The organism is Pseudomonas sp. NMI542_15, assembly GCF_021283425.1.
In the GTDB taxonomy this organism is placed as follows: Bacteria; Pseudomonadota; Gammaproteobacteria; order Pseudomonadales; family Pseudomonadaceae; genus Aquipseudomonas; species Aquipseudomonas fortuita.
In genome coordinates this window covers 527475-546120 of record NZ_JAJSRO010000002.1, presented here as the reverse complement: position 1 = coordinate 546120, position 18646 = coordinate 527475, and the positions used below count along the sequence as shown (strand labels likewise).

Sequence of the window (18646 nt, the reverse complement as noted above, 5' to 3'; positions counted from 1 at the left end):
GGCGGTTTCCATCTTGGCTGTGGCGCTGTGCGCTCGTAGTGAGGTGATGGTAACAAAAAAACGCGGGCTAGACGGACTCACAGGCCCTGCAAGGTCTGCATCAGCACCCGCACCTTGGCGATCGACTCTTCATATTCGGCCTGCCACTCGGAGTCGGCCACCACGGCACCGCCGCCCCAGCAACTGACCTGGCCGTCTTTGACCAGCAGGCTGCGAATGGCAATCGAGCTGTCCATCTCGCCGCGCACGTCCACATACAGCAGCGAGCCGCAGTACAGCGCCCGGCGCGCCGGCTCCAGCTCGTCGATGATCTGCATGGCGCGAATCTTCGGCGCCCCGGTGATCGAGCCGCCGGGGAAGCTGTCGCCGATCAGGTCCAGGGCATCCTTGTCGCTGGCCAACTGGCCGGTGATGCTGCTGACCAGGTGGTGGACGTTAGGGTAGCTCTCCAGGCTGAACAGCTCCGGTACCTTCACCGAACCGATCTTGCAGGTACGCCCGAGGTCGTTGCGCAGCAGGTCGACGATCATCAGGTTTTCCGAGCGGTCTTTGGGGCTGTGCAGCAGCTCTTCGGCATTGCGCTTGTCTTCAACCGGGTCGTGGGCACGTGGGCGCGTGCCCTTGATTGGTCGGGTCTCAACCTGGCCCTGGCTGACGCGGATGAAGCGCTCAGGCGAAAAGCTCAGCAACGCGCTGCCGTCGGCCAGTTGCTGGTAGCCGGAAAACGGCGTCGGGCAGGCTTGCCGCAGGGCCTGATAGGCCCTCCAGGGGTCACCTTGGCAGGGTGCGCGGAAGCGTTGGGTAAGGTTGATCTGGTAGCAATCGCCGGCCTGGATGTAGCGTTGTACCTGGTCGAAGGCGGCACGGTACTGTTCAGGCTGCAGGTCGCCGGCCATCGGCGTGAGCAGCTGGAAGTCGCCAATTGCGGTGCTGCTGGCGCTTTCGAAAAGCGTGATCAGGCGTTCACGTTCGCTGTCTGCCAGGCTTGGGTGGAACACCAGTTGACTGGTGCCATGCATATGGTCACTGACCAGTGCCCAGGCATACAGACCCAGTTGCGCGTCGGGCAGGCCAAGGTCGTCCACAGCCAGGCTGGGCAGGTGTTCCAGGCGGCGGCCGAAATCGTAGCTCAGGTAGCCGATCAGGCCCCCGGCGAAGGGTAGCGCGCTGCCTTCGGGCAGTTGCGCATGGCCCAGTTGCGCCAGGCCGGCGCGCAAGCGTTGGAGGAAGGCGCGGCCTTGTTCACCGGGGTGTGCTTGAAGCTGCTGCAGCGGCCACGCGCTGAGCAGGTCGAAGCGGCCGCGTTCGGCGCCGGGGCGGGCGCTGTCGAGCAGAATCGCCCCAGGGGCCTGGCGCAGGCGGGCGAAATACGCGGCAGGGTCGGGCTGGTAGGGCAGGGGGTAAAGCGTACAGGTCGGCATCAGTGTGGACGGCGATGTAAAAGCGAGGAGGGCGATTGTAGACCTGTGCAGGAAAAGCGCCTAGCACTGGGCGCGACATTCAACAGAGGGTTTGGCCCATTCGCAGCACAAGGCTGCTCCTGCAGGTGAAACGCAGCCCTGGAAACCTGCGCAGTAACTGTAGGAGCAGCCTTGTGCTGCGAAAGGGCTGCCAGGCAGCCCCGGCACTTCAGCGGTTAGGCACGTGCCCGAACAAACCCTGAGCTACCCGAACCCGCTGTTCGGCATCTTCGGTGATGCCGTCCTTGGCCAGTGCTTCGATGTGCGCCTCGATGGCATGTGTGCGCTGGGTCAGGCCGCAGTCGTTGGCAATCTGGATGTTCAGGCCCGGACGGGCGTTGAGCTCCAGAATCAGTGGGCCCTTCTCCTGGTCCAGTACCATGTCCACACCGATGTAACCCAGCCCGCACAGTTCATAGCAGCCGGCGGCCAGTTTCATGAAACCGTCCCAGTTCGGCAACTGCACGCCGTCCACTGCGTTGGTGGTATCCGGGTGCTTGCTGATGATGTTGTTCAGCCAGGTACCGCGCAGGGTTACGCCGGTGGCCAGGTCAACGCCTACGCCGATGGCGCCCTGGTGCAGGTTGGCCTTGCCGCCGGACTGGCGGGTCGGCAGGCGCAGCATGGCCATTACCGGGTAACCCATCAGTACAATGATGCGGATGTCCGGCACACCTTCGTAACTGATGCTTTTGAAGATCTGGTCGGGGGTAACCCGGTACTCGATCAGCGCCCGGTCGCGGTGCCCGCCCAGCGAGTACAGGCCAGTGAGGATGCTCGAAATCTGGTGCTCGATTTCCTCATGGCTGATGATCTTGCCCGATACCGTGCGGTAGCGGTCCTCGAAGCGGTCGGCGATCACCAGGATGCCATCACCGCCGGCGCCTTGCGCCGGCTTGATGACGAAATCACTGCGCCCGCCAATGATCTGGTCGAGCTTCTCGATTTCTTTCTCGGTTTCGATGATGCCGTACATTTCCGGCACATGGATGCCGGCCGCCAGGGCGCGCTCCTTGGTGATGATCTTGTCGTCGACGATCGGGTACAGGCTGCGCTTGTTGTACTTCAACACGTAGTCCGCGTTGCGCCGGTTGATACCCATGATGCCCCGGGCCTCCAGGGCTTTCCACGTCTTGATCAGGCCAAACATCAGGCGTCAGCCTTCTTCAGGAATGCCTTGAAGCGGAGAAGTTCGGTCAGGCGGTAGCCACGGTAGCGGCCCATCGCCAGCATGAAGCCCACCAGGATCAGCAGCACGGCCGGGAACGTGAACACGAAGTACACCAGCTCGGGCACCATCATCAGCAGGTGCGCCACCGAAGCGGCAAACAGGGTGCCAATGGCCACTTTCATGGCATGGCCACCGCCACGCTCTTCCCAGGTGATCGACAGGCGCTCGATGGTCATGGTCAGGATCACCATCGGGAACAGCGCCACCGACAGCCCGCGCTCAAGGCCGAGCTTGTGGCTGAACAGGCTGATGGCTGCGATCAGCACCACGACGAAGGTCAGCACCACCGACAGGCGTGGCAGCATTTGCAGCTTGAGGTGTTCGAGGTACGAGCGTAGCGACAGGCCAAGGGCGGTAATCACCGTGAACAGCACGATGCCGAAGCCTAGCTGCGTTTCGCGGAACGCCAGGGCGATCAGCACCGGGGTGAAGGTACCCAGGGTCTGCAGGCCGACCAGGTTGCGCAGGACCAGAATCACCAGCACGCCGATCGGGATCATTACCATGATCATGAAGGTTTGCTGGGTCTGCAACGGCAGGCCGTACAGCGAATACTCGAGGAAGTCGGCGTCGGTGTTCTCGTCGGTCAGCTTGGCCAGGCGGATGGCGTTCATCTCGCTGTTGTTCATGCTGAAGGTAACGTTGGCCTTCTTGCCGCCATCGACGGTGATCAGGTTGTCGTCACCGGTCCACCACAGCAGGCGATCGTTGGGCAGGCCTTGTTCACCGGTGTCGGGGTTGAAGTACAGCCAGTCGTTACCGTTGAAGCTGCGCAGCCATAGCTCCGGGGTTTGCGGGGTGTCAGCCACCAGGCGGATGGTGTGCACCTTTTCCATCGGCACGTGGGCAATCGACAACAGCAGGTCGATGACCTGAGCTTTCTTCATCGGTGAGGTGTCGCCGGCCAGCAGCAGCTTGACGTTGTCGTCGTTGAGGTTGTTGACCCGCTTGATGGTCTCGCTGACGAAGGTCTCGACGTCGGCGGAGTGCTGGCGAATCGGCGCCATCAGGGCTTCGGCGGCGATCTTCTCGGGGCCTTCGATAGCCAGGCTGTCCCGGAAGGTCGGGCCTTTGACCGTGGTCTTTTCGTTGCTGTAGCGCTTGGTAAGCACCAGGCGGTAGTAGAGGGTCTGGTTGCCGCTGGCGCGACGGGCCGACCAGGTGACCTTGCGGTTGCCGTCGGCGCGGTTGACGCTCACCCCGTAATTGTTGGAGATGAAGCTCTCGTTGAGGCTCACGTAGTCGCGGTTCAGTGGTGGCACGAACATCTGCACCTTGACCGGGTCCTTGGTGCTGGCCACAAACTCGACCTTGGCGTCGATGTTCCACAGGTCGTCGGTTTCGTCTTCGGTCACCGGAATGCCGAGGAAGAAGATCTGATAGGCCGTGACCGCCACGCCCAGTAGCACCAGTACGGTGATCAGGACTTTCAGATGGAGGGTAAGAGAGCGCATCGGGATTACTCTGCTTTGGGAGCGTCGGTGGCACAGGCAGGTTTGCCGGCCGCATATTTAAGGCTTGGGTCGACCAGCGCGTCGAAGTGCTTGAGCGCCTCGGAGCCGATCAGCAGCGGGAACTGGAAGGCGCTGCGGTCGGTGAGGTTGACTTCGATGGTGCGCATGGCCTGGCCCATGCAGATTTCAAGTTCGATGACCGGGCGTGCCGTGTAGGCCTTGCCCGATTCGGCATCATAGTCGCCGGCCCGGCGCTTGATCTTGCTCACGCGTGCCAGCGGACGCTCGATCGGGTGTGAATGGGCAGCATCGATGGCCAGGTAGAAGCGCACCCAGCTTTCGCCGTTGCGCTTGAAGCGCTTGATGTCACGGGCGCTGAGCGAGGCGGTCTTGGCACCGGTGTCGAGCTTGGCAGCCACTTCCAGGTCCAGGTCGCCCAGCCGTGCATATTCGTTCAGGCCATAGACGGTCTTGCCCGCAGCTTGGCCAAGGGCCGGCAGCAGGGTGAGGCATAGCAGCAATAAAACGGGTGTAAGTCTCATAATCCTGGCGCGGTGCAGTGCAAGGTTCTAGGCAAGGTTCTGGTCAAGGCGACTGGCAACGACTGCGCAACCTTCCTCTTGTATCTGTCAACAAGCATGAATGTATGACAGACAGGCTATCCATACCCCAACGGAGGCGCGGCATTCTATCACGCCGACGTCTTGACGCCAGCGGTGCGCGATCTGACATCACCTGGGCGGGGTTAGTTCGTTCTTAGACGATTGTCGACAATATTCATTTTTTCTTTGACTGGGTCGCTTTAGTTCGCTAATTTCTGGCGAATAGATTTTCAAGGTGTCGACAATATGCAGGACCTTTCCACCCCCAGCCCGGTGCTGACAGACGAAACGGAAACCTTGTCTGAAAACGTCTTCAGGCGCATTCAGGCGGCCATCGTCAAGGGCGAAATCGCCCCCGGCAGCAAGATTTCCGAGCCGGAGCTGGCGCGCACCTACGGCATCAGCCGCGGGCCGCTGCGCGAGGCCATCCACCGCCTGGAGGGCCAGCGCCTGTTAGTGCGCGTGCCGCATGTTGGGGCGCGCGTGGTGTCGTTGAACCACGCCGAGCTGATCGAGCTCTACGAAATTCGCGAGTCGCTGGAAGGCATGGCCTGCCGCCTGGCTGCCGAGCGCATGAGCCAAGGCGACATCGACGAACTGCGCCGGGTGCTCGATACCCATGAGCGCGATGCTGCGTTTCAGGCCGGCCTGGGTTACTACCAGCAGGAAGGCGACTACGACTTCCATTACCGGATCATCCAGGGCAGCGGCAACCAGACCTTGGTCAAGATGCTGTGCGGCGAACTGTACCAATTGGTGCGCATGTATCGCATCCAGTTCTCTGCCACGCCCAATCGGCCACGCCAGGCGTTTGCCGAACACCACCGCATACTCGATGCCATCGCCGACCGTGACGGCGAGCTGGCCGAACTCCTGATGCGCCGCCACATCGGCGCGTCCAAGCGCAACATCGAGCGTCACTATCTGGACGCCCACAACAACAGCCCACGAGGTGAGAAATGACTGTGAAGAGCACCCCCGGTCAGCGTTTTCGCGATGCCGTTGCCGCCGAGCATCCACTGCAGGTGGTTGGCGCCATCAACGCCAACCATGCGCTGCTGGCCAAGCGCGCCGGCTTCAAGGCCATCTACCTGTCCGGTGGCGGTGTGGCCGCAGGCTCGCTGGGCCTGCCGGACCTGGGCATCACCGGCCTGGACGACGTGCTCACCGATGTGCGCCGGATTACCGACGTGTGCGACGTGCCGTTGCTGGTGGATGTCGACACCGGCTTCGGTGCGTCAGCCTTCAACGTCGCCCGCACCGTGCGCTCGATGAGCAAGTTCGGCGCTGCCGCCATCCATATCGAGGACCAGGTTGGCGCCAAACGCTGTGGCCACCGCCCGAACAAGGAAATCGTCAGCCAGCAGGAAATGGTCGACCGCATCAAGGCGGCCGTCGATGCCCGCAGCGACGACAGCTTCGTGATCATGGCGCGTACCGATGCCCTGGCCGTCGAAGGCCTGAACGCAGCCCTTGATCGCGCCGAGGCGTGCATCGAGGCTGGCGCCGACATGATCTTCCCGGAGGCCATCACCGAGTTGCAGATGTACAAGACGTTCGCTGATCGGGTGAAGGCACCGATTCTGGCCAATATCACCGAATTCGGCGCCACGCCGCTGTATACCACCGAAGAGCTGGCCTCGGTCGACGTGTCTCTGGTGCTGTACCCGCTGTCGGCGTTCCGAGCCATGAACAAGGCGGCCGAGAACGTATACACCGCGCTGCGCCGCGACGGCACCCAGAAAAATGTGATTGACACCATGCAGACCCGCATGGAGCTCTACGATGCCATTGGTTATCACGCCTTCGAGCAGAGCCTCGACGCGCTGTTTGCCCAGAAAAAGGGCTGAGCAACACCCCGAATTAGCCAGAGCAAATCCATAACAAGTTCAAGAAAGGAGAAACACCATGGCCGAAGCGAAAGTACTCAGTGGCGCAGGTCTGCGCGGTCAGGTGGCCGGCCAGACCGCACTGTCGACCGTGGGCCAGGCCGGTGCCGGGCTGACCTATCGCGGTTACGACGTACGTGACCTGGCAGCAGGTGCCGAATTCGAAGAAGTCGCTTACCTGCTGCTGTACGGCGAACTACCCTCCCAGGCCGAGCTGGATGACTACAAGCGCAAGCTCAAGGGCCTGCGTGACCTGCCGCAAGCCTTGAAAGAAGTACTGGAACGTATCCCGCGTGACGCTCACCCGATGGACGTGATGCGCACCGGTTGCTCGGTGTTGGGCACCCTGGAGCCAGAGCTGACCTTTGAAGCCCAGCGTGACAAGACCGACCGCTTGCTGGCGCTGTTCCCGGCAGTGATGTGCTACTGGTACCGCTTTACCCACCATGGCGTACGCATCGACTGCACCAGTGACGAAGACACGCTCGGCGGCCACTTCCTGCATCTGCTGCACGGCAAGAAGCCGAGCGAGCTGCACGTCAAGGTCATGAATGTGTCGCTGATCCTCTACGCCGAGCACGAGTTCAACGCCTCGACCTTCACCGCCCGCGTCTGCGCGTCGACCTTGTCCGACCTGTACTCCTGCGTCACGGCCGCCATCGGTTCGCTGCGCGGCCCGCTGCACGGGGGGGCCAACGAGGCAGCGATGGAGTTGATCGAGCGTTTCCAGAGCCCGCAGGAAGCCACTGCCGAGCTGCTGCGCATGCTGGAGCGCAAGGACAAGATCATGGGCTTTGGCCACGCCATCTACAAAGAGTCCGACCCGCGCAACGAGGTGATCAAGGGCTGGTCGAAGCAGTTGGCTGACGAAGTGGGCGACACTGTGCTGTACCCGGTTTCCGAAGCCATCGACAAGACCATGTGGGAGCAGAAGCGCCTGTTCCCCAACGCTGACTTCTACCATGCGTCGGCTTATCACTTCATGGGCATTCCGACCAAGCTGTTCACCCCGATCTTCGTCTGTTCGCGCCTGACCGGCTGGGCGGCGCACGTCTTCGAGCAGCGCGCCAACAACCGCATCATCCGCCCGAGCGCCGAGTATGTCGGCGTCGAGCAGCGTCAGTTCGTGCCCATCGAGCAGCGCTGACAGACCGAACCTGTGGGGTGGCCTGGTCCGGCCTCATCGCCGGCAAGCCAGCGCCTACAGGTGTTGCACCGCCCTTGAGGCTTGCGCTGCACCTGTAGCAGCTGGCTTGCCGGCGATGAAGCCGGACCAGCCAACACAGGACAGCAATTAGAAAGCTATCCACGACCGTACCGTGACCGAGCCTGATAACGATATGAACACAGCATTTCGCAAGCACCTGCCAGGCACCGACCTGGACTACTTCGATGCCCGTGCGGCGGTCGAGGCGATCAAGCCCGGCGCCTACGACGGCCTGCCTTACACGTCCCGCGTGCTCGCCGAGAACCTGGTGCGCCGCTGCGACCCGGCAACCCTCGACGCCTCGCTGGGCCAGCTGATCGAGCGCCAGCGCGACCTCGACTTCCCATGGTTCCCGGCCCGCGTGGTGTGCCACGACATCCTCGGCCAGACCGCGCTGGTCGACCTCGCCGGCCTGCGCGATGCCATTGCCGACAAGGGTGGCGACCCAGCTGCCGTCAACCCGGTGGTACCGGTGCAACTGATCGTCGACCACTCGCTGGCAGTGGAGTGCGGTGGCTTCGACCCGCAGGCCTTCGAGAAGAACCGCGCCATTGAAGACCGCCGCAACGAAGACCGCTTTCACTTCATCAACTGGACCAAGAAGGCGTTCAAGAATGTCGACGTGATCCAGCCGGGCAACGGCATCATGCACCAGATCAACCTGGAAAAGATGTCGCCTGTCATCCACAACGACCGCGGTGTGGCCTACCCGGACACCTGCGTCGGCACCGATAGCCACACCCCGCATGTTGATGCCTTGGGCGTGATCGCCATCGGCGTGGGCGGCCTGGAGGCAGAGAACGTGATGCTCGGCCGCGCCTCCTGGATGCGCCTGCCGGAAATCGTCGGCGTCGAGCTGGCCGGCAAGCTGGCACCGAACATCACCGCCACCGACCTGGTGCTGGCCCTGACCGAATTCCTGCGCAAACAGAAGGTAGTTGGCGCCTATCTGGAGTTTCACGGTGAAGGTGCCCGGGCCCTGACCCTGGGCGACCGCGCCACCATTTCCAACATGGCGCCGGAATACGGCGCCACCGCAGCGATGTTCGCCATCGACCAGCAGACCATCGACTACCTGCGCCTGACCGGCCGTGAAGAGCAGCAGGTCAAGCTGGTGGAAACCTATGCCAAGGCCACCGGCCTGTGGGCTGACAGCCTGGGTGGCGCCGTCTACGAGCGCACCCTGCGCTTCGACCTGGCGAGCGTGGTGCGCAATATGGCCGGCCCGTCCAACCCGCACGCTCGCGTGGCTACCAGCGATCTGGCAGCCAAAGGCATCGCCGGCAGCTGGGAAGAGGTGCCTGGGCAGATGCCGGACGGCGCGGTAATCATTGCCGCGATCACCAGCTGCACCAACACCAGCAACCCGCGTAACGTGATCGCCGCTGGCCTGATTGCACGCAATGCCAACAGGCTGGGGCTGGCCCGCAAACCGTGGGTCAAGTCGTCGCTGGCGCCAGGTTCCAAGGCTGTGCAGCTGTACCTGGAAGAAGCGGGGCTGGAGAAGGAGCTGGAGCAACTCGGTTTCGGCATCGTCGCCTTCGCCTGCACCACCTGCAACGGGATGTCCGGTGCCCTGGACCCGGCGATCCAGCAAGAAATCATCGACCGAGACCTGTACGCCACCGCCGTGCTGTCGGGCAACCGCAACTTCGACGGGCGTATCCACCCGTATGCCAAGCAGGCCTTCCTGGCCTCGCCGCCGCTGGTGGTGGCCTATGCCATTGCCGGTACCATCCGCTTCGACATCGAAAAGGATGTGCTGGGCGTGGTCGATGGCAAGGAAATCCGCCTCAAGGACATCTGGCCGAGTGATGAAGAGATTGATGCCGTGGTGCGTGCTGCGGTGAAGCCAGAACAGTTCCGCAAGGTGTATATCCCGATGTTCGCCATCGAGGAAGACCGTGGGCCGAAGGTGGCGCCGCTGTATGACTGGCGCCCGATGAGCACCTACATCCGTCGCCCCCCGTACTGGGAAGGCGCATTGGCGGGTGAGCGTACCCTGCGCGGCATGCGCCCGCTGGCGGTACTGCCGGACAACATCACCACCGACCACCTGTCGCCGTCCAACGCCATCATGCTCGACAGCGCCGCCGGTGAGTACCTGGCGAAGATGGGCTTGCCGGAAGAGGACTTCAACTCCTACGCCACTCACCGTGGCGACCACCTGACCGCTCAGCGTGCCACCTTCGCCAACCCCAAGCTGTTCAATGAAATGGTGCGCAAGGAAGACGGTAGCGTGAAGCAGGGCTCGCTGGCGCGTATCGAGCCGGAAGGCAAGGTCACCCGCATGTGGGAGGCAATCGAGACCTACATGCAGCGTAAACAGCCGCTGATCATTGTTGCCGGCGCCGACTACGGCCAGGGTTCGTCCCGTGACTGGGCGGCCAAGGGCGTGCGCCTGGCGGGTGTCGAGGCCATTGTCGCCGAGGGCTTCGAGCGCATACACCGCACCAACCTGGTGGGCATGGGTGTATTGCCGCTGGAGTTCAAGCCAGGCACCGACCGCAAGACTCTGGGCCTGGACGGCAGCGAGACCTATGACGTGATTGGCGCGCGTACGCCACGGGCGACCCTGACGTTGGTGGTTACCCGCGCCACTGGCGAGCGCCTGGAAGTGCCGGTGACCTGCCGCCTGGACACTGCAGAGGAGGTGTCGATCTACGAAGCGGGCGGCGTGCTGCAGCGCTTTGCCCAGGACTTCCTCGAAGCGACCGCCTGAACATGAATCGGGGGCCGCATTGCGGCCCATCGCGACACAAGGCCGCTCCCACAACGGGCGGCGCAGTACCTGTGGGAGCGGCCTTGTGTCGCGAAAGGGCTGCATAGCAGCCCCAGGGTATTTCACCGGACTATCAGGATGCCCAAGACAATGGCACATGTACCCCAGATCAAAATCCCCGCTACCTATATCCGTGGCGGCACCAGCAAGGGCGTGTTCTTCCGCCTGCAAGACCTGCCCGAACAGGCGCAAATCCCCGGCCCCGCGCGCGACGCACTGCTGCTGCGGGTCATTGGCAGCCCTGACCCTTACGGCAAGCAGATCGACGGCATGGGCGGCGCGACGTCGAGCACCAGCAAGACCGTGATCCTGTCGCAAAGCATCAAGCCTGAGCACGATGTCGACTACCTGTTCGGCCAGGTCAGCATCGACAAGGCCTTCGTCGACTGGAGCGGCAACTGCGGCAACCTGTCCGCCGCAGTGGGTTCGTTCGCCATCAGCAGCGGCCTGGTCGACCCGGCGCGCATTCCGCGCAACGGCATCGCCACGGTGCGTATCTGGCAGGCGAATATCGGCAAGACCATCATCGCCCACGTCCCGATCACCGAAGGTGAAGTCCAGGAGACCGGCGATTTCGAGCTCGACGGCGTGACCTTCCCGGCCGCCGAGGTGCAACTGGCGTTTCTTGACCCGGCAGCCGATGAAGACGGCGACGGCGGCGCCATGTTCCCTACCGGCCAGCTGATTGATGACCTGGAAGTGCCGGGTGTCGGCACCTTCAAGGCGACCTTGATCAATGCTGGTATCCCGACCATTTTTATCAACGCTGCCGATCTCGGCTACACCGGTACCGAACTGCAGGACGCCATCAACGGCGACCCTCACTCGCTGCTGCGGTTCGAGACCATTCGCGCCCATGGCGCCGTGCGCATGGGGCTGATCGACAACGTTGAACAGGCTGCCGGGCGTCAGCACACACCAAAAGTGGCGTTCGTTGCGCCACCGAGCACCTACACTGCGTCCAGTGGCAAGTCGGTGCAGGCAAGTGATATCGACCTGTTGGTGCGGGCCTTGTCGATGGGCAAGCTGCACCATGCCATGATGGGTACGGCGGCGGTGGCGATCGGCACTGCGGCGGCCATTCCGGGCACGCTGGTCAACCTCGCCGCTGGTGGGGGCGAGCGTAGCGCTGTGCGTTTTGGCCACCCTTCGGGCACCCTGCGGGTCGGGGCCGAGGCGCGGCAGGTGGGGGGGGAGTGGACAGTAACCAAGGCAATCATGAGCCGCAGTGCTCGCGTGCTGATGGAGGGCTGGGTTCGCGTGCCTGGCGACAGCTTCTAAAGCACCACTGGCGCTCGGCTTTAGTTCGTTGGGGCTGCACCGCAGCCCCGGCAATTCTGAAGGGAGCTGGATATGAGCGCCAACGTAGACCTCAACGACCGCCCGGACTACGACCGGGTGCTGCAAACCCTGGCCGACTACGCCCTCGGTTACCGGGTCGAGTCCCTCGAGGCCCTGGACACCGCGCGCAATTGCCTTATGGACACCCTTGGCTGCGGCCTGCTGGCCCTGCGCTTCCCTGAATGCACCAAGCTCCTCGGCCCTCAGGTGGAAGGCACGCTGGTCCCCAATGGTGCCCGCGTCCCCGGCACCGCCTACCGTCTGGACCCGGTCAAGGCTGCCTGGGACATCGGCTGCACGGTGCGCTGGCTGGACTACAACGACACCTGGCTGGCCGCTGAATGGGCTCATCCCTCGGATAACCTTGGCGGTATCCTGGCTGTTGCTGATCACCTGTCCCAGAAACATGTAGCCGCAGGTGAGGCACCGCTGCTGATGCGTGATGTGCTTGAGGCCATGGTCATGGCGCATGAGATCCAGGGTGTGCTGGCACTGGAAAATTCATTCAACCGCGTCGGCCTCGATCATGTGATTCTGGTGAAGGTGGCTTCAACCGCCGTGTGTGCCAGGCTGATGGGGGCCAATCGCGAGCAGATGCTCTCGGCCTTGTCCCACGCCTTTGTCGACGGTCAGGCCCTGCGTACCTACCGCCACGCGCCCAATGCAGGTTCGCGCAAGTCCTGGGCCGCTGGTGATGCTTCCAGCCGGGGCGTGCGCCTGGCCGATATCGCCCTGCGCGGGGAAATGGGCGTGCCGAGCGTGCTCACGGCCCCGCAGTGGGGCTTCTACGACGTCTTGTTCAGCCATACCAACAAAGACCTGGCACTCAAACCTGCCGGGCAGCAGGCGCTGCGTGTGTCGCAGGCCTTGGGCAGCTACGTGATGGAAAACGTGCTGTTCAAGGTCAGTTTCCCTGCCGAATTCCACGCCCAGACCGCCTGCGAGGCGGCGGTAACCCTGCATCCACTGGTGCGCAACCGCCTGCATGAAATCGACCGTATTGTCATCACCACTCAGGAGTCGGCGATCCGCATCATTTCCAAGAGTGGGCCGCTGGCCAATGCTGCCGATCGTGACCACTGCCTGCAGTACATGGTGGCGATACCGCTGATCTTTGGTCATTTGATGGCCGAGCATTATGAGGATGCCTTCCATGCCAACCACCCGAGCATCGACCGCCTGCGCGAGAAGATGGAGGTGGTGGAAGACCCGCGCTTCAGTCGCGAGTATCTGGAGCCGGACAAGCGCTCGATTGCCAACGCGCTGCAGGTGTTTTTCAAGGATGGCAGCAGTACCGCGCAGGTCGTGGTGGAGTACCCGATCGGGCACCGGCGGCGGCGCGGGGAGGGCATACCGCTGCTGGAGGCCAAGTTCAGGGCAAACCTGGGGACCCGATTTGCCCGTCAGCGGTGTGCGCAGATTGTGAATGTGTGCAAGGACCAGCAGCGGCTGGAGGGGATGGCGGTGCACAGGTTTGTGGATTTGTTTGTGATCTGAGGTTGCCAGTACAGCCTGAAACAAAAAAGCCCCGGCATCGCTGCCGGGGCTTTCTTTACAACCTGTAACTCAGCTTAGGCCTGAACCACCGGGATCTTGGCGTTGGCTGCCGCTTCGCGGAACTCGGCGATCTGGTCGAAGCTCAGGTAGCGGTATACATCGGCAGCCATGCTGTCGATGTCTTTCGCGTACTGCATGTACTCTTCGACGGTCGGCAGCTTGCCGATGATCGAAGCGACAGCAGCCAGCTCGGCCGATGCCAGGTACACGTTGGTAGCATCGCCCAGACGGTTCGGGAAGTTACGGGTCGAAGTGGAGACCACGGTCGAACCGGTCTGCACACGCGCCTGGTTACCCATGCACAGCGAGCAGCCTGGCATTTCCATGCGCGCACCGGCCTTGCCGTAGATGCCGTAGTAGCCTTCTTCGGTCAGCTGGTGAGCATCCATCTTGGTTGGCGGAGCCAGCCACAGGCGGGTCGGGATACCGCCCTTGACCTTCTCCAGCAGCTTGCCGGCAGCGCGGAAGTGGCCGATGTTGGTCATGCACGAACCGATGAACACTTCGTCGATCTTCTCGCCCTGTACCGAAGACAGCAGGCGGGCGTCGTCCGGGTCGTTCGGCGCGCAGAGCACGGGCTCTTTGACGTCGGCCAGGTCGATTTCGATGATTTCGGCGTACTCGGCATCGGCGTCGGCCGACAGCAGCTCAGGGTTGGCCAGCCAGGCTTCCATGGCCTGGGCGCGGCGCTCCAGGGTGCGGGCATCGCCGTAGCCTTCGCCGATCATCCAGCGCAGCAGGGTGATGTTGGACGTCAGGTACTCGGCAATGGCCTTCTCTGGCAGCTTGATGGTGCAACCGGCAGCGGAACGCTCGGCCGAGGCGTCGGACAGCTCGAAGGCTTGCTCGACGGTGAGTTCGTCCAGGCCTTCGATTTCCAGGATGCGGCCGGAGAAGGCGTTTTTCTTGCCTTTCTTCTCGACGGTCAGCAGGCCTTTCTGGATGGCGTAGTAAGGGATGGCATGCACCAGGTCACGCAGGGTGATGCCGGGTTGCAGTTTGCCCTTGAAGCGCACCAGGATCGACTCTGGCATGTCCAGCGGCATGACGCCGGTGGCGGCGGCGAAGGCCACCAGGCCGGAACCGGCCGGGAACGAGATGCCGATCGGGAAGCGGGTGTGCGAGTCGCCGCCGGTACCGACGGTGTCAGGCATCAGCATGCGGTTCAGCCAGCTGTGGATGATACCGTCGCCTGGGCGCAGCGACACGCCGCCACGGGTGCGGATGAAGTCTGGCAGGGTGTGGTGGGTGGTGACGTCGATCGGCTTCGGATAGGCCGCGGTGTGGCAGAACGACTGCATGACCAGATCAGCGGAGAAGCCCAGGCACGCCAGGTCTTTCAGCTCGTCGCGGGTCATCGGGCCAGTGGTGTCCTGGGAACCGACGGTGGTCATCTTCGGCTCGCAGTAAGCACCTGGGCGCACGCCCTGGCCTTCTGGCAGGCCACAGGCACGGCCAACCATTTTCTGCGCCAGAGTGAAGCCCTTGCCGGAATCGGCAGGCTGCTCGGGTTTCTTGAACAGGTCGGAAGCACCCAGGCCCAGCTCGGCGCGGGCTTTTTCGGTCAGGCCACGGCCAACGATCAGCGGGATACGGCCGCCAGCGCGGACTTCGTCCAGCAGCACTTCGGTTTTCAGCTCGAAGTTGGTGACCAGTTCGTCGCTGCCGTGACGGCGTACTTCACCTTTGTAAGGGTAAACATCGATGACGTCGCCCATGCCCAGGTTGGTGCAGTCGAATTCGATCGGCAGGGCGCCGGCGTCTTCCATGGTGTTGTAGAAGATCGGGGCGATCTTGGTGCCGAAGCAGAAGCCACCGGCGCGCTTGTTCGGCACGTACGGAATGTCGTCGCCGAAGAACCACAGTACCGAGTTGGTAGCGGATTTACGCGAGGAGCCGGTACCGACCACGTCACCTACATAGGCAACCGGGAAGCCCTTGGCCTTGACGGCTTCGATCTGTGCCAGCGGGCCGACCGAACCAGGCTGCTGCGGCTCGATGCCGTCGCGGGCCATTTTCAGCATGGCCAGGGCGTGCAGCGGGATGTCAGGGCGCGACCAGGCGTCCGGAGCAGGCGACAGGTCGTCGGTGTTGGTTTCGCCAGGCACCTTGAACACGGTCAGGGTGTACTTCTCGGCGATGGCCGGGCGGGCGGTGAACCACTCGCCGGCAGCCCAGGAGTCCAGCACGGCCTTGGCGTGAGCGTTGCCGGCCTTGGCTTTTTCGGCCACGTCGTGGAAGGCATCGAACATCAGCAGGGTGTGCTTGAGCTGTTCGGCCGCGACGGCGCCCAGTTCGGCGTCATCCAGCAGTGCGACCAGCGTTTCGATGTTGTAGCCGCCCTGCATGGTGCCCAGCAGTTCGGTGGCGTGCTTGCGGTCGATCAGTGGCGACTTGGCTTCGCCCTTGGCAACAGCAGAGAGGAAAGCGGCCTTGACGTAGGCAGCTTCGTCGACCCCTGGCGGTACGCGGTTGGTGATCAGGTCTACGAGGAAGGCTTCTTCGCCGGCCGGCGGGTTTTTCAGCAGCTCGACCAGGCCTGCAGTTTGTTCGGCGTTCAGCGGCTGGGGCACGATACCCAGGGCGGCACGCTCTTCGATGTGTTTGCGGTAGGCTTCAAGCACAGTTATTTCCCTCATCAGTGGTCCCTAAAGGGGGTCCGGGACGCTTATCCAGCATTCAATGCACCCATGCGCTGCGCCGGCTTTGTGGGCCGCCCAGCCAGAGTCGCAAAGAATCCTTACAGAAGCTGCTTTCAAAGTTTTACGCCTGCAGAACGGGGAGCTGATGAGGGCTGGCACGGGCATGCGAGGGGTGCATGGCCCGGGCCAACGCCGTTCTACCGGATTAACTGTGCTCGTGACGCTTTGAAAACAGCTTCCAACGGACATTGTTGCCTTCGAAAAGGCCGGATGATTCTACGGCAAAAAAAGCCCGAAGGTAAGGCGGTGAACATGACTTTAACGAGTGACCCTGGTTAGACAAAGGGCTAACATGGGCCGGTGTTCCACCGCCAAGCTGTTGTTTTTCATGTCCAACAAGTCCATCAAAACCCCTTGCGTCGGCCTGTGCTCCACGGTGTACGGAGACACGGTGTGCCGTGGCTGCAAGCGTTTTCACCACGAAGTGATCAACTGGAACGGCTACGACGACGCGCAGAAGCGTGCGGTGTGGCTGCGCCTTGAGCAGTTGCTGGTACAGGTGATGATGGCCAAGCTGGAAGTGTTCGACAAAAGCCTGTTGCGCCAGCAACTGGAGCAGCGCTCCATCCGCTTTGTCGATCAGCAGTCGGAATATTGCTGGGCTTACCAGCTGATAGCCCGCGGGGCGCGGATGATCCGTGACCTGGAGGCCTACGGCATGGTGTTGCTGCCGGAGTTCCGTGGCTGGGAACTGCCGCAACTGCGCGACGCCATCGATCGCGAGTTCTTCCTGCTTTCAGAAGCGCATTACCAGCGCTACATCGCCCCCAGCTTCCTGCGCGATGCCATGGGCAGCGCGCAGGGCCAGTGAGCAGGGCGAATCAGTCGCCGGTATATTCGCAACCACTGGTGCAGGTTTCGTGGATGCGCACCTTCGACAGCTCTGGCATCAGCGGCTTGACCTGGTCCCAGATCCACTTGGCGATCACTTCGCTGGTCGGGTTTTCCAGGCCAGGGATGTCGTTCAGGTAATTGTGGTCCAGTTGCTCGTAAATGGGCTTGAAGATCGCCTTGACCTCGGCGAAGTCGCGGATCCAGCCCGTGTGCGGGTCGAGCGGGCCGGTCAGGTGCAGGCCGACCTTGAACGAGTGGCCATGCAGGCGGCCGCATTTGTGCCCTTCAGGGACGTGGGGCAGGCGATGGGCCGATTCGAATGTGAATTCTTTGAAAATTTCCACGCTGTCATAACTCTGTGTGAATCAATAATGCGCGCAGTCTACCAGCATGGCCGTTACAAGGCTTGCAGGCGTTCATGCAGCCGCCCGGTGGCGACCAGCTCCAGCAGCTCGTCGCCCAGGCGCTGGCTTTCAGCGATGGCCTTGTACCAATAGCGCTTGCGGCCTGGTGCATCGCCCAGGAAGCGCTTGAAGTCGTTGCGGTCGGGCAGCTTGCCGTAGGGCAGGGCGGCCAGGTACTGCGGCGAAGGGGTCATCAGCAGCACGTTCTGCAGGCGGGTGGCATCGCCCTTGCGCCAAGGCAAGGCTTTGTCGAACCAGCCCGGTACCACCTTGTCGGTGAAGTGCGGGTACAGCACCAGATCGTCGCCACGGTAGGGCAGGTCGAGGTGGTAGTCGAGCAGGCCGCCGTCGCGGTAGGTGCCGGCGCCAGCGCCGGGGATGTCTTTCACGCCGTGCATGACCATGGGGATCGAACCCGAGGCCAGCAGGGCGTGGCGCAGGTTGGTCAGGTCCAGCGGCAGGTAGCGGGAGGGGAAGTCGGTCAGTGCGTCGAGCGGCGGCGCGGCGCGCCCGTCATGCAGGATGATGCGCTCGAAGTGGCGCGCCAGCCGTGAACGGCCAAGCAGGTTGCTGGCAACTACCGAGCCCAGGCCCAGGCCCAGCCGGCCGCGATGGTCGTGGGCAAGCTGGCCGTGGCTTTTCACTACCAGGATATTCAGGTGATAGTGCGGGTTGGCCAGCAGTTGGGCGTCACGGCCCTGCAGCAGGTCGTCGAGCATGCGTTGGCAACTGTGGCTGATTTCGGCCGGGGTGGCGCCCTTGGCAAAATCCAGTTCGGTGTACAGCTCGCCCAGCCGACGGATACCGGCGATGGGGTCCTCGAGGCAGGCGCTGGCGAAGCGCCAAGCACCGATCGAAGCGCCTATCAGGGCGCGCTGGCGGGGTGCCGAAGGCAGCCACTCGCCGAACAGTGCCAGGTCCAGCCCCTGGATACCCAGCGGCTTGGGCCCACCGGCTGCACCCGGCAGCACCCCGACATCGGCGGCCTGCAGGCCGCGCTCGCGGATGTGTTGCAGGGCACGCTGGCCGGCCTTGAAGGTGAGGGCAGGGTACTTGATGTGGATGGCGCTCATGACGGATCTCTCGGGCATGTCGGTGCGAAAGGGCCGTCATAGCCTACACAACTGGCTGCACCAGCTGCAGACCGAGTCTGTCTGAAGGTGTAACTGCGCTATCATGCCGC

At 62.9% G+C, this 18646-nt stretch carries 14 protein-coding genes; 7 read left to right on the top strand and 7 right to left on the bottom strand.

Going from position 1 to position 18646, the window contains the following annotated elements; genetic code table 11:
* Positions 1–77 precede the first annotated feature (77 nt).
* The 4 genes from pabB to rloA all read right to left on the bottom strand — a co-directional run bounded on the left by pabB (position 78) and on the right by rloA (position 4687).
* Positions 78–1421, bottom strand: a complete 1344-nt coding sequence (gene pabB / locus LU684_RS05675) for an aminodeoxychorismate synthase component I (RefSeq protein ID WP_232894245.1) — start codon at positions 1419–1421, stop codon at positions 78–80.
* A 208-nt stretch (positions 1422–1629) separates the two neighbouring features.
* Positions 1630–2610 (bottom strand): alpha-L-glutamate ligase-like protein, encoded by a 981-nt coding sequence (locus LU684_RS05670; protein WP_023048389.1) that lies wholly within the window; start codon positions 2608–2610, stop codon positions 1630–1632.
* The gene (gene rloB / locus LU684_RS05665; RefSeq protein WP_016485909.1) at positions 2610–4145 is read right to left on the bottom strand and encodes an osmotic stress tolerance membrane protein RloB; all 1536 of its coding nucleotides are present in this window, start codon (positions 4143–4145) and stop codon (positions 2610–2612) included. The genes LU684_RS05670 and rloB overlap by 1 nt, the downstream gene beginning before the upstream one ends.
* A 5-nt stretch (positions 4146–4150) precedes the next feature.
* Positions 4151–4687 carry a retropepsin-like aspartic peptidase RloA gene (gene rloA / locus LU684_RS05660; RefSeq protein ID WP_016485910.1) on the bottom strand — a complete coding sequence of 179 codons (537 nt, stop codon included), beginning with the start codon at positions 4685–4687 and terminating at the stop codon, positions 4151–4153.
* 306 nt (positions 4688–4993) lie between these two features.
* Here rloA and LU684_RS05655 point away from each other — a divergent pair, with 306 nt between their 5' ends.
* The 6 genes from LU684_RS05655 to prpD all read left to right on the top strand — a co-directional run bounded on the left by LU684_RS05655 (position 4994) and on the right by prpD (position 13463).
* Positions 4994–5710 (top strand): GntR family transcriptional regulator, encoded by a 717-nt coding sequence (locus LU684_RS05655; RefSeq protein WP_016485911.1) that lies wholly within the window; start codon positions 4994–4996, stop codon positions 5708–5710.
* Positions 5707–6597, top strand: coding sequence for a methylisocitrate lyase (gene prpB / locus LU684_RS05650; RefSeq protein ID WP_016485912.1), 891 nt, complete (start codon positions 5707–5709; stop codon positions 6595–6597). The genes LU684_RS05655 and prpB overlap by 4 nt, the downstream gene beginning before the upstream one ends.
* Before the next feature lie 58 nt (positions 6598–6655).
* Positions 6656–7783 carry a bifunctional 2-methylcitrate synthase/citrate synthase gene (prpC, locus tag LU684_RS05645; RefSeq protein ID WP_016485913.1) on the top strand — a complete coding sequence of 376 codons (1128 nt, stop codon included), beginning with the start codon at positions 6656–6658 and terminating at the stop codon, positions 7781–7783.
* Between the two features lie 193 nt (positions 7784–7976).
* Positions 7977–10565, top strand: a complete 2589-nt coding sequence (acnD, locus tag LU684_RS05640) for a Fe/S-dependent 2-methylisocitrate dehydratase AcnD (protein ID WP_232894244.1) — start codon at positions 7977–7979, stop codon at positions 10563–10565.
* 150 nt (positions 10566–10715) lie between these two features.
* Positions 10716–11906: a 2-methylaconitate cis-trans isomerase PrpF gene (gene prpF / locus LU684_RS05635; protein WP_232894243.1), complete on the top strand. Its 1191-nt coding sequence runs from the start codon at positions 10716–10718 to the stop codon at positions 11904–11906.
* 72 nt (positions 11907–11978) lie between these two features.
* Positions 11979–13463, top strand: coding sequence for a 2-methylcitrate dehydratase (prpD, locus tag LU684_RS05630; protein WP_016485916.1), 1485 nt, complete (start codon positions 11979–11981; stop codon positions 13461–13463).
* A gap of 74 nt (positions 13464–13537) precedes the next feature.
* Here prpD and acnB read toward each other — a convergent pair whose 3' ends face one another.
* Complete coding sequence (acnB, locus tag LU684_RS05625) at positions 13538–16147, bottom strand: bifunctional aconitate hydratase 2/2-methylisocitrate dehydratase (RefSeq protein ID WP_016485917.1); 2610 nt, start codon at positions 16145–16147, stop codon at positions 13538–13540.
* Between the two features lie 406 nt (positions 16148–16553).
* On the opposite strand from acnB, the gene LU684_RS05620 reads away from it, so the two are divergent.
* On the top strand, positions 16554–17036 hold the full coding sequence (locus LU684_RS05620) for a DUF1289 domain-containing protein (RefSeq protein ID WP_161775554.1): 483 nt from the start codon (positions 16554–16556) through the stop codon (positions 17034–17036).
* Between the two features lie 10 nt (positions 17037–17046).
* Here the strand turns inward: LU684_RS05620 and queD are convergent, their stop codons facing one another.
* The gene (gene queD, locus LU684_RS05615) at positions 17047–17403 is read right to left on the bottom strand and encodes a 6-carboxytetrahydropterin synthase QueD (protein ID WP_012271598.1); all 357 of its coding nucleotides are present in this window, start codon (positions 17401–17403) and stop codon (positions 17047–17049) included.
* 53 nt (positions 17404–17456) lie between these two features.
* A complete protein-coding gene (locus LU684_RS05610) occupies positions 17457–18536 on the bottom strand; it encodes a patatin-like phospholipase family protein (protein ID WP_016485919.1) in 1080 nt (359 codons plus the stop codon).
* Positions 18537–18646 lie beyond the last annotated feature (110 nt).